9 protein-coding genes are annotated in these 11,414 nt (G+C 62.3%); 1 reads left to right on the top strand and 8 read right to left on the bottom strand.

Features of this window, described 5'->3' with window-relative positions; translation table 11 throughout:
- Nucleotides 1-100: 100 nt before the first annotated feature.
- From ACVIGB_RS48800 to ACVIGB_RS48775, 6 genes are all read right to left on the bottom strand, one after another.
- The gene (locus tag ACVIGB_RS48800) at nt 101-1,291 is read right to left on the bottom strand and encodes an AAA family ATPase (RefSeq protein WP_456749414.1); all 1,191 of its coding nucleotides are present in this window, start codon (nt 1,289-1,291) and stop codon (nt 101-103) included.
- An 11-nt stretch (nt 1,292-1,302) separates the two neighbouring features.
- Nucleotides 1,303-2,271, bottom strand: a complete 969-nt coding sequence (gene cpaB / locus ACVIGB_RS48795) for a Flp pilus assembly protein CpaB (protein ID WP_456723878.1) — start codon at nt 2,269-2,271, stop codon at nt 1,303-1,305.
- 15 nt (nt 2,272-2,286) lie between these two features.
- Nucleotides 2,287-2,796 carry an A24 family peptidase gene (locus tag ACVIGB_RS48790; protein ID WP_456723879.1) on the bottom strand — a complete coding sequence of 170 codons (510 nt, stop codon included), beginning with the start codon at nt 2,794-2,796 and terminating at the stop codon, nt 2,287-2,289.
- A gap of 67 nt (nt 2,797-2,863) precedes the next feature.
- Entirely contained in the window at nt 2,864-3,079 is a 216-nt protein-coding gene (locus ACVIGB_RS48785) for a hypothetical protein (RefSeq protein ID WP_456723880.1), read from the bottom strand.
- An 89-nt stretch (nt 3,080-3,168) separates the two neighbouring features.
- Nucleotides 3,169-3,384, bottom strand: a complete 216-nt coding sequence (locus tag ACVIGB_RS48780; protein WP_229164720.1) for a hypothetical protein — start codon at nt 3,382-3,384, stop codon at nt 3,169-3,171.
- 362 nt (nt 3,385-3,746) lie between these two features.
- Entirely contained in the window at nt 3,747-5,249 is a 1,503-nt protein-coding gene (locus ACVIGB_RS48775; protein WP_456723881.1) for a hypothetical protein, read from the bottom strand.
- A gap of 639 nt (nt 5,250-5,888) precedes the next feature.
- Between ACVIGB_RS48775 and ACVIGB_RS48770 the strand changes: the two genes are divergently transcribed.
- Nucleotides 5,889-7,796 (top strand): hypothetical protein, encoded by a 1,908-nt coding sequence (locus tag ACVIGB_RS48770; protein WP_456723882.1) that lies wholly within the window; start codon nt 5,889-5,891, stop codon nt 7,794-7,796.
- Nucleotides 7,797-8,212: 416 nt separating this feature from the next.
- Here ACVIGB_RS48770 and ACVIGB_RS48765 read toward each other — a convergent pair whose 3' ends face one another.
- Together ACVIGB_RS48765 and ACVIGB_RS48760 are read right to left on the bottom strand one after the other, a co-directional pair.
- Nucleotides 8,213-9,925 carry a tetratricopeptide repeat protein gene (locus tag ACVIGB_RS48765; RefSeq protein ID WP_456723883.1) on the bottom strand — a complete coding sequence of 571 codons (1,713 nt, stop codon included), beginning with the start codon at nt 9,923-9,925 and terminating at the stop codon, nt 8,213-8,215.
- A 97-nt stretch (nt 9,926-10,022) separates the two neighbouring features.
- Nucleotides 10,023-11,360 carry an HlyD family type I secretion periplasmic adaptor subunit gene (locus ACVIGB_RS48760; RefSeq protein WP_456723884.1) on the bottom strand — a complete coding sequence of 446 codons (1,338 nt, stop codon included), beginning with the start codon at nt 11,358-11,360 and terminating at the stop codon, nt 10,023-10,025.
- Nucleotides 11,361-11,414 lie beyond the last annotated feature (54 nt).

Genomic DNA, 11,414 nt, shown 5'->3' with positions numbered 1-11,414 from the left:
GCCGGCGCGACCGGCTGCGCGCCTGGTATCGGTGGCGGCGAGACCAGCACCGCTCCCGCCATCCGCAGTGGCATTTCGTCTGCGCGCCTGCCGAACTTTTTCATAGCCCGAACCACCTCTTCCAGCCGGCCTTTTTCATGGAGCCGACGCCGGTGATCTCGCGTACGATCGGGGCGAGGTGTCGCCGCAACCTGGATACGTGCTTAAGCGCCGGAATGCCGAGATTGACCGCCTGGGTCATTCCCTTGCCGAGGTCAGGGATCACCATGTCCGGCTCAGCGCCAAGAGCCTTGACGATGGTCGCCCTGGGCAGACCGCCGGCGCGGTCGGCACGATTGAGCAGGGTAAACACGCGATCCTTGCCCGCGATGTTGGTGACCGCGTTGCGCAGCGCGTGCGCGTTGCGCAGGCCGGTCACCTCGGCTTCCAGCAGCACCAGCACGTGACGTGACATCTGAATCACTGGATAGATCGATGCCGGAAACGGCACCGGCACGTCGACGACGACGTAGTTGAACCGCTGCCGGAGCAGACCCAGCACGTGGCGGACGCCAGCCTCGGTGATATCGAGCTTGGCATCGAGGTCTTCGTCGCCGGAAATCAGGACAACCCGGTCGTTCACCTCGATCGCCGCGCGCTCGAGGAACAGCGTGTCGGCCCGCATCGGATTCTCGAGGGCAATGCGCAGCCCCGGACCGGGGCGAACCCCCAGCATCACCGCGGTCTCGCCGCCCTGCAGGTGCAGGTCGAGCAACGCGACCTTGGCCTTGGTGGTCTCGGCCAGTTGCAGCGCGAGGTTGATCGCGATGCTCGTGGCTCCAGCACCGCCCTGTGCACCGCAGATCGAGACCACATGCCCGCCGCGATCATTCTGCGCCGGCGCGACTTCGCCAAGCAGCTTCGGCCGGAGCTGGTCCAGCACAATATCCCGGGTGATCGGCGTCGGAAGGTACTCGGTAAGTCCGATTTCCATCAGTTCGCGGTAGAAGGTGATTTCCCTGTTCTCGCCGATCAGGCAAACCTTGACGTCGGGCGGGCAGACGCTCGCCAAACGCTCCAGCTCGGTGAACGGATCGTCAATATCGCTGATGTCGGTCACCAGCGCCGACAGATCGGTGTCGGTCTCGAGCATTCGTGTCGCGTGACGGATGTTGCCCCGCCGGATGATCAGGTTGCTGCCGTCGAGGCCCTTGCGCAGCGCCGCAGCGCTCAACTCGTCGTTCACGAAGCAGACGATACGGTTACGCGTGAGAACGGACGTCGTCTCTACGGGTGGTTCCACCACTGCCATGTTCACACTCATCAACGTTTCTCCGGAACCTTGCCCGCATCGCTCACCGCCGTGGCCGCCTCGCGGGCAGCGTCGGTCGCCCCATCGCAGGCGGAGAGAGCGTCGTCGTCCTGATCCCGCTTCCTGACCGAGTATTGCTTGAGCTCGCGGCCGTTATAGATCGCCACCGTCGTGCTCTGGCCGGCAACCGCACTCTGGCGCGCCAGCTCCGGCGACACATCGCAGCTGGATGTCGCGCCCGAGTCGGCGGCCTTTTCCCACTGCTCGGCCGCAGATCTGACGACGAGCGAGAGCGTCCCAAGCTGCTTTGCGACGGAGACCTTCTTGACCTGCTCCGGCTTCAGCTCCAGCGACACGGTTTGCGCCGTCTTGCCTACGACGGCATTGCTGATGGTGCGCCCGCCTTGCGCGATCTCCTGGTCGATCGCGATCACGCGCACGTTGGACAGAACGGTTTCGCTCACAGCCCGCCGCACCGGATCCGCCTTCTCGAACACCTGGGTCAGGACCACGTCGACATTGTCGCCCGGCCTGATCAGCCCCGAGACGCCGGTTTCCTCGTCGACCTTGATGCTGATCGCGCGGCTGTCCGGCGCCAGAACGCTGGCGAGGAAGCCACGATCCTTCGGACGCAGAATGTCCTCCAGGGTAATGGCGCTGCCGGCTTCGACGAACTTGCGAACCAGAGAACCGGGAAGTCCGGCCTTGGAGTCAGGCGTTTCGAGGATCGCCCCGGCGGGGACGCGGTTTGGCGCCGCCTGGCGCACGGCGAAATCCTCGTCGCGCGCCAGCGTCCCTTTCGAAAGCCCACGTGTCGTAACAAAGTAACCGACGGTCGCCGGCGCGGGCGGCGCCTTTTCCGCGACCACCTGCGCCACGACCGCGTCTTTCGGCTGGTTCAGGTTGAAGGCAATGAGCCCGAGCGCCGTAGCCGCAAGCAACAGCACCATAATGATTGAGACGCGCAAAGCGGACGACATGTCGAAATCCTTTGCTCAAAAAAGTCCTTCGTTCAAAATAGTCCAGATACCGCCGCATGCGATGGCAACCCCGTAGGGCAGCGGCGCATGTCGCAAATGACGCCAGCGCTCGACCGCGTAGACCCTTCGCACCAGCGACGATCCGGCGGGCGTCAGCCTGGGAGACGGCAGGCGGCGCATCATCAAATGCACTGCGGCCAGAGCGCCACCGGCCAATGCAGTTACGGTCAACAGTTCAATCACGCCGCTCAGCGGCAGACCGATCGCCAGGGCAACCAGCAATTTGACGTCGCCGCCGCCGATCATTCCGCGCTGGTAAATCACGAACAGCACCAGAAACAGAATTGCAGCAACGATCAGCGACTGGCCAATCTGCATAGGGCCGGCCACTTGACCAACGATCCCAAGGAACGCCAGCGCCAGACAAATTTCATTTCGGATCAACCGTGTCGCGATATCGATTGTTGCGACATAGAACAACAATGCGATTTCCAGACACGAGGTCGTGGACGCAATCCAGTTCATAAAATGAATGCCTCAAAAAAGGCGGGGGGCATAAATGATGTCCCCCCTCCGAGCGCGGTCTCCCTACTTAGGCAGAAACCGCGGTAGTAACTGCAGTCGTGATACTGGCAATCGCGGTGCTCAGCGCTTGCCCGACGCCCTTGGTGGTGTCGGTACCGAACGCGGCAGCGACTGCGGCAACGACGCAAGCCGCCACGATCACGTACTCGAACGACACAACGCCGTCCTTGTCCGTGCTCAGGCGCAGCAACGCGTCCCTGGCCTTGATGTAACAACGCAACATGGAAACAGCCTCCTCATCCTTGCCGACATTGCAATCCTGTTGGCAGCTGCTGGCAGAAAAAATCTGCCAACCGCCGTCAACGTTGGGATTTAGGCCGAAACGGCGGTGGTGAGAGCGGTGCTGATGCTGGCGATCGCGGTGCTCAGCGCCTTGCCGATACCCTTGGTCGTATCGGTACCGAACGCGGCGGCGACGGCGGCAACGATGCAAGCGGCGACGATCACGTACTCGAACGACACAACGCCGTCCTTGTCCGAGGCGAGACGCTTGATCGATTCGGTGGTCTGGACATAAAGCTTGAGCATAGGAAAATATCCCTTTTACGATGAATTTACTACGATGAATTTACGCAATACGGTCGGCCGGGCAAAATCCGATGCCAACTTGGTTTTATTTATAATCTGTTGCGAGAAAGCTGTCACTTGGTAATCGTTTATTAACCCTACCGGCGCAGCCGTCGACGGGCATTCCCAGCGCAACCTCCAAAGATGTTGGAGCGAAATTGCCTGAAATTCCCGGGATTTTTGACTCCCGGCGGTCCGCCGTTTTGGCTCCCCCGTGCGAATACGGTGCCGGTGCCCCAGAGCGTACGGCCGCCCATTTGTAGGTGCTGAGCAGCCAAAGGTATTCCGCCGACGGCGATTTGGAGAACGTCGAGCAGACGGGGCTAATTCCGGGATTCCGAATTGGCTCCACGCGTTCGCCTGATGTAGACGACGGCCGTTTCGTCGGAGTGAATTCGCTCCCACTCCGGCATTCGTTCGAGCAGCGCTACGGCCGGGGTCAATGGGAACAGCAGCGTTGCGTCGATCTTGTACTCATCGAGCAACTTGACGAAGTCCGCGAGATCCTCGAGCGATACGGCTCGCACATAGCGGCTGAGAAAGACCGGCCCATACAATTCGGCCCGTGAATCGATGAACGTCGGAATGCCCTCGGACATCAGATAGGGACCGAAATAGTAGTCGTTCAGTATTCGACTTGCCTTCAGCTGCTTGAGCTTTTCCACCGCAGCGCGCGGGGCAGATGGCGGCGCGTGGTCCTTCGTCGCCACGATCACACCAGTCGCGATCATGAGGCCAGCGATCGCGGCGGCAAAGGCTGTCCGTGACGCGGGGACGACTTTCCGGTTCTGCGGCTGCGGCGACGCCAGGTGCTGTGCCAGGGGACCGGCAATGAAAAACGGCGCCACCAGCGCGCAAACGTCGACATAACGTACGTGGGCGAACGTCTGGTAGACCACGGCCAGCAGCACGGCGACCCTGATCGGAGGTAATTTGAGCCCGCTGTACAGAACATATGCCATGCCGGCGAAGAAGCATGTTGTAACGGGATTGAATCCGTCGAAACCCAGTGCCGGCCTCCATTCCCCAATGGTTGAAAGGACTGGGCCAAGATTCAAAATGCGCAATGTGACCAGGATCGACTCCGGCCCGTACGGCGTGATGCAGGCGGCGACGAACGCCAGCACGCCGAAGCGAAGCCAGCGCGACGCGGTGGCCACGCGCGCAGATTTGTCTGCAGTCCAGACCGCCTCCAAGGCGAATGGCGCAATCAACGCCAGGCCCAGCGTGAAGCTTCCGTGGAGGTTCGCCCACAGCGTGATGAGCGGGAGATAGGCAAACGAAGGTGCGCGTCGCTCCTCGCTCGCCTGAACCAGCGCATTAGCCCACAGCACCATCAGGGGAAAGACCAGGACATGCGGCCGTGCAAGCATGTGGAATGACGTCAAGACGAGTCCGCCGCTCACCAGGATCATGACCGGTACATTCGGCAGCCGTTTCAGCAGCAAGTATGTCAGCAGGAAGAACGCGACGGACGCCGACAACGCGGCAAGCAACGCAGGTCCCGGCCATCCGGCCAGTTTGAACGCCGCGAAATAAAGCACCTCCGATAGCCACTCGCTGGTTATCCAGGGCGCATCGCGCATCGTGAAGGAGAAGGGATCGACGTGAGGTACGGCACGATGATCAATGATCCACTGGCCGACCACGATATGCCAGTAGATGTCCGCATCCCTCAACAAGCTGCTAATCCGGCCAATGAGCGTCAGATAGGCGGTGGCCCCGAACATGAGTGGCAGCCAGGGCCGAAGGTGATCGCTGCGTGCAGGCGCCGCGCTCATCCCGTTCTCGGTATCCGTCTGAAGCGAGCTGTTGCTTGAATGCATGCTTTCCGTCCCGCGCTACCTATCATTGTCGACTGAGACCTGCGGACGCAACCCGGCACTCCCCAGGATCGTCCACCTCAAAAGCAGTTCCCAGAATCCCCTCCGAGCCGCCCGCCACTCTCCGGGCTCGATTGTCGCCACTGCGCGACCGCCAGCGGCGGCCTGCTCGCGTCGGCCGGCGCTCCCGATTGCCTGCCGCGCTCTTCATCGAGGAGCTGCGAGTGAAGCTTCTGAATCTGGACGTTTCGCTCCGGCAGGACATTGTTCTTGCTTGAACCTGCTCCGCGTCCACGCGCATAAGCGGTGATCTGCTTTGGCGGCACGGGAGTTAACATTGACCCGCAAAAGTACGGGGTTTGACCAGAACTATTCTTGCGCCTGAGAACGGCCGCTGTGGCGGACAAGTTTCGGCCCGCAGCCGTGGCGCGCGCAGCCTGGTAGGTCGGATGCGGGCCACGCCATCCACGATCGGACCGCAACCGAAGTCTCCAGCGCCTCGCGCTCTGCAGCGAGTCCGCCTCCAGCTCAGGCACCCAAATTACTATTATCTTGAGGCCTTTGATGGGGTGGAGTAGGGTCTGTGTATTCGCGAAGTCCTTCTGAAAAATTGGATAGCCGCTTCGAATAGGCGTCTTTTTCATGCGCCGCGTGATCGACACCGCTCCAAAGGATGGGACATTCGTCATTCTCGAGGATGACGTAAGCGGAAGCTTCGAATCTGCTCAGTGGTCGGCTGACGGGCGCGGGTGGATTAAGAAAAATGGCGAGCCAAGCGAGATCACGGCGACGCATTGGCTAACAATGCACCTTCCCGAGGAAGGTGATGAATTTGTTCTGCAAGATGAATTTGTTCCGCCAAAGGAAACTGGATCGATCGCCCCCCCGGCGTCGCCAGGGCCCCGCTCCTTTTGTTTCCCCTCGGGCCTGGCCGAACGCGCGAGGGTGACGGAATTAACTCGTCTGGTTACGAACGCGGACCCTGTCAGTGTCGTCCGGTTCGAAGCGCAGGCCGCGCAGGGCAAACCGGAGCGCGAACCGCGGCGGCGCTGGTTTGCCATCTCCTCGATCGCCGCGGTGATGGTCGGGGCGTCGCTCATCGGCTGGAATTTCCACGCTGAGCTCGTCGCCCACGTGACGCGATACATTGGTGAGCAGGATAACGTCAGGACTGGCACAGCTGGCGTGGAGGCCGTCAAGCAAGAGACCCCGGTCCCAAGCCAGGGCTCGCAAAAAGCCGATTCATTGGCGCGGGATCCGGCTCTTCATCAGCAAGCGGACCGGGCGATCTCACAGGCACCGCGGGATACCGCACAGGGCAAGCAAGGTTCGGAGGCATTGCAGGCGGATGCGCAACAGTCTTTGGAAAAGGAGCGGCGCCGCGCAGAGGCCCTAGCCAATGAACTGGCGAGAGCGCAGCAGATCATTGAGATGCAGGTAGCGCGGGCGAACAAGGCGCGCGATCAGGCGACGCAGCTCAGTCAGGCCGCGGAGAGCGGGATGGCGGAGCTGCGTCAGTCTCTGCAGAAGGAACACGACAGGGCCGAGGCACTGACTGGTGAGCTTGCGAAGGCCCGGCGGGACCTCGACACGCACCTCGCGCTGTCAAGCAAAGCCGGTGACGAGGCGGTGCAGGTGAAGAAGGCCGCCGAGAGCGCGACAGCGGAGCTCCGACAGTCTCTGCAAAAGGAGCATGACAGGGCCGAGGCGCTGACTGGCGAGCTTGCGAGGGCGCGACGGGACCTCGAGACCCGGCTGGCGCTGTCAAGTAAGGCCGGTGACGAAGCGGTGCAGGTGAAGAAGGCAGCCGAGAGCGCGACGGCGGAGCTGCGACAGTCTCTGAAGAAGGAGCACGACAGGGCCGAGGCACTCTCAAGCGAGCTTGCGAGGGTGCGGCGGGACCTCGAGACACAGGTGGCGCTATCAAGCAAGGCGGGCGACGAGGCTACGCAGGAGAAGAAGGCCGCCGAGAGCGCGACGGCAGAGTTGCGACAGTCTCTGCAGAAAGAGCACGAGAGGGCCGAGGCACTGACGAGCGAGCTCGCAAGGGCGCAGCGGGACATCGAGAGGCAGGTGGCGCTGGCGAGCAGGGCGGGTGACGAAGCGGCGCAGCTCAAGCAACTCAAGGAAGCTGCCGAGAGCATGACAGCGGAGCTGCGACAGTCTCTGAGGAAGGAGCGCGACAGTGCCGAGGTATCGGTACCGGGCCGCGAACCCACGCTGACTCAAGTCGCGGAGGCGGCTGCGACAGGGCAGCCAGCGGTCGCTGAGACGCAAGGCGGTCCGGAAGCGGCCAGGTTGCTGGCGCGCGCCAGCACCCTGCTCGGCCAGGGGGATATCGGTGCAGCGCGGATCGTGCTCGAACACGCTGTCGAGACGGGAAACGCACAGGCGAGCTTCATGCTCGCGGAGACATATGATCCCCTCGTTCTTTCCACGTGGAAGACGTACGGAACACGCGGCGATGTGACGAAGGCACGCGAGCTATACGCAAAGGCGCTTGCCGGTGGCATCCAGCAGGCCAGGGATCGATCTGTCGCGTTGCATTAGCTAGGACCAATCCACATTCAGGATTCCCCATAGCTGAATGATGCTGAATCAATGCGGTCCGAAACGGAAGCAGCGGCCGTACGAGCTCCGTCGTCTTGATCACGCAGGGTGCCCTGGCCTCCGCCTGTGCGATCTGATCCGGGAAGACGCTGCGGCAATCCGCGAGCGCGCCGTTCAAGTTGAGCGCTGCCGGCTCCGCCTCCTCCTCGATGGCCTGGCGCGCGGCCCAGCAACAGGCCAGCAGGACACAGCGCGAAACAACGAGCGCGAACCGGATTGTCCCTTAAAGCTACGGTTGAAATCCACGGCTATTCCCTGGTTCGCCGTCGTTCCTCACAATCAGCGAGCAAACGGTGGGTTCCGTATGTTCGGAGAATGGCTTTAATCGGGGATGAGCCAGGTTCCTGTCTGCAGTGCTAAACAGCGACTTTCGAAGTAACCGCGGAGAGTTCGGCGAGCTCGGCTTCAGCCTCCAGGATCCCCTGTTCTATGGCGCTCTCGAACCAATATTGCGCGTCGCGTAGATTCTGCGGTTCGCCGGCTCCGGATCGCAAATAGCGTCCGAGCATGAGCTGGGCATGGCCGTGGCCAAGTTCGGCGGCGGCTCGAAACCAGCGCACGGCTTTAGCCCGGTCGACCGCGATGCCGTGCCCTCCGCCATGGATGGCGCCGAGTGCGAACATCGCACCGCTATGTCCCTTGGCAGCGGCTTGTTCACAAAGCTTGATCGCCTTCGCGATGTCGGTCGCACCGCCGCGGCCGTTGACCAGCATTTCGGCCAAGGCTGCCTGACTGTCCGCATTGCCGGCCTCGGCAGCAAGCGCAAACCATTCGCGCGCGGCTTTCAGGTCTGCCTGGACGCCACGGCCTTCGCTCAGCAGCCGACCAAGCATGTATTGGGCTTCCGGCAGGCCCTCCGCCGCGCGTCGCAGCCAGATCGCTGCCTGCTGATCGTCCCGCTCGGCGCCTGCGCCATGCAGCAAGCAGACTCCAAGATTGAAGGCCGCGACGAGGTCGCCGCCCGCGGCGGTCTTCCTGAACCAGTCGGTCACCGGCGGTCGCCCACCGGGCAGATCGACGCCCGCAAGCAGCTGCTGGGCCAGGTCGAGCTGGGCGCCGGCATCTCCAGCCTCTGCCGCCATGCGTAACCATATTGCGGCTTCTTCAGCATCAGCGGGCACGCCCGCACCGGTCATGTAAAACGAGCTCAAGGAACGCGCCGCGGTTGCGCTGCCGGCCTCCGCGGCGCGCCGGTACCAGCTCGCGGCTTCCGAATAGTTCGGCGGCATTGGGCCGCCCTTGGTGTAAAGATCCCCAATCATCTCGGCCGCGCGCGGATCTCCGGCGAGCGCAGCGCGTCTCAGCCATGATTCTCCAAGTACCGGATCCGGAGGGACGGTCTTGCCTTCGATCAAGGCCACTCCCCATTTCAGCTGTGCCCCGCGGTGGCCGAGTTCTGCCGCCTTTCGATAGTGATCGGCAGCACGGGCCGAATCTTGCTCGACGCCGGTTCCCTCTTCAGCGAGAACACCGAACATGTAAACGGCGGAAGGAATGCCGGCTGCGGCCGCGGCGCGAATATGCTCGGCTATCTCCGTCTTGCGTTCCGAGAGCTGGGCATCACCCGCAAGTGCCAGCGCATAGCCGAGATGGCCTTGCGCGCAGCCGCCCGAAGCCGAACGTCTATAGCAGTCTCGTGCCTCGTCCAGATTGCGCAAATGGTCCGGACCATAGGTCAACACATAGCCGAGCAAGGCCTGTCCCTCCGCCGAGCCGGCTTGTGCGGCCATACGAGCCCATTTGTGCGCAGCTTCGAAATCAGGGGTTGGGTTGGCGACGTTCGTTGCAGTCGTGGAAAACAGCCGCGCCGCACCTTCGTCAGCACTTGTCCCGGGAGCGGACACCAGCCCCTGCACCACGAGCGCCGCCAGCAAGCATTGGGCCTCGACATTGCCGTGCAACGCGGCCTGCTGCAGCCAGCGGACCGCCTCGCTCTGGCTGTACGGAACGCCTGAACCCTGCAGGTAGAGCCGGCCAATCTGATACGCAGCCTCCGGCAAGCCAGCTTGAGCGGCCTGTGCGAGCAAGGGCAGAGCTTCGGTGAACTGCTCCTTTTCAAGCAGCCCCAATCCGCGGCGCAGCGCGGACGCTGGCGAAGCTTTGCCAATCAGTCGATCAAAGAGCATATTTCAACCGCTTCGTCGTTCGTCGCAGGTCCATCCAGGTTCAAGGCTCCCGCATGGCTTCCTGGGTCACCGGCAGCATCAGCCCAAGCAGATATTTCAGGACCGTACGCTGCCCGACCTTGATGTCGGCGGTCACGGGCATGCCAGGCACCAGCTTAAAACCCGCGGGCACATCGTGCAAAGCCATCCGGTCGAGACTGATACGCCCGCGATAAAACGGCTCCGTCGTCGTGGATGCCGGAACCGCGCTCGTCGGATTGCGCGCCTCGGCCTGCGCATTGAAGGCATCCGGGCTCACCACGCGGACGGTGCCTTCCGCCATGCCGTATTGCGAATATGGAAAGGTGTCGAACTTGACCGCGACCGGATCGTTGACATGGACAAAGCCGTTATCCCGGCCGGGAATGTTGGCTTCCACTTCAAGCGGGGCGTCAGTGGACACGAGAGTGATGAACTGCTGTCCTGACTGCATCACCGAGCCGACCGATACTTTCGAGACTGCCTGGACGATTGCATCCACGTTGCTGCGCAACTCGACCAGCCTCCGCCGCAGCTTCGCTTTGGCGACAAGCTCGCGGGTGTTAGCTGCCTTGACCGAGCTTTCCTGCAGCTTCTGCGAAGCTTCGGCCTTCCAGCCGCGAATGAAACCGTCCCGCTCAGAGGCGAGCGCCGATTGGTCGCGCTTGGCACCCTCGCCGGTCGCGACGGCATTTGCGAGGGCGCGCTCCATCTCCACGCGGCTATCCTTGGCGATCAGCGAGCTCAGCCGGCTGCCGGTTTGTGTCGCTTCCAGCTTCTTGCGCATGTCCTCAATACTCTGGGCGACATCAAGACGCTCGCGATAGCCGGCCGCGTCCGAGTTCGAACGGGCGATGACGGAATCCAGCTCCTTAAGCTTCTGATCATAGTTCTGCAGCTTGAGATCGAACTGCGCATGGCGATGCTCGAAGATTGAGGCCTGCAACATCCAATGTGGATCGTCGCCGTCAAATTTGAAAGCCTGACCTCCGGCTTCGGCTCGGAGCCGCGCGACCTCCGCGTCGAGGCTGCTTGCCTGATCTTCGAGCGCGACGAGATCGGCTTCCGCAAAGGTCGGATCGAGCCGGGCAAGCACGTCTCCGGCATGCACCCGTTGTCCCTCCCGCACGTCGATCGACCGCACGATTGAAGTCTCGAGCGGTTGCACCAGAATTGTAGGTGCCTGAGAGACGACGATTCCTCGCGCGGAAACCACCTGATCGACCGGCAATACGCCGGCAATCACGATCAACGCAAACACCATGCTGGCCACCAGCCAGATCATGTGCTGGGCCGAACGCGGGATCGGTGTGTTGACGATAGCCGTCGAGGGTTGCTGGAATTCCAGGATGATCGGCAAGGTCGGATCGTTTTTTCTGGAGCCGAACAGCGTCGGCAGTGACGGCGTTTGGAC

Source organism: Bradyrhizobium sp. USDA 4341 (assembly GCF_054063755.1).
Note: the sequence above shows the minus strand (reverse complement) of the source record. Positions and strands in the feature narration are given on the sequence as shown.

What these genes read in the sequence shown, in the direction of transcription:
- cpaB (WP_456723878.1), bottom strand. Translation starts at nt 2,271, where the DNA reads ATGTCGTCCGCTTTGCGCGTCTCAATCATTATGGTGCTGTTGCTTGCG.
- ACVIGB_RS48770 (WP_456723882.1), top strand. Translation starts at nt 5,889, where the DNA reads ATGCGCCGCGTGATCGACACCGCTCCAAAGGATGGGACATTCGTCATT.
- ACVIGB_RS48780 (WP_229164720.1), bottom strand. Translation starts at nt 3,384, where the DNA reads ATGCTCAAGCTTTATGTCCAGACCACCGAATCGATCAAGCGTCTCGCC.
- ACVIGB_RS48800 (WP_456749414.1), bottom strand. Translation starts at nt 1,291, where the DNA reads ATGGCAGTGGTGGAACCACCCGTAGAGACGACGTCCGTTCTCACGCGT.
- ACVIGB_RS48790 (WP_456723879.1), bottom strand. Translation starts at nt 2,796, where the DNA reads ATGAACTGGATTGCGTCCACGACCTCGTGTCTGGAAATCGCATTGTTG.
- ACVIGB_RS48785 (WP_456723880.1), bottom strand. Translation starts at nt 3,079, where the DNA reads ATGTTGCGTTGTTACATCAAGGCCAGGGACGCGTTGCTGCGCCTGAGC.
- ACVIGB_RS48775 (WP_456723881.1), bottom strand. Translation starts at nt 5,249, where the DNA reads ATGCATTCAAGCAACAGCTCGCTTCAGACGGATACCGAGAACGGGATG.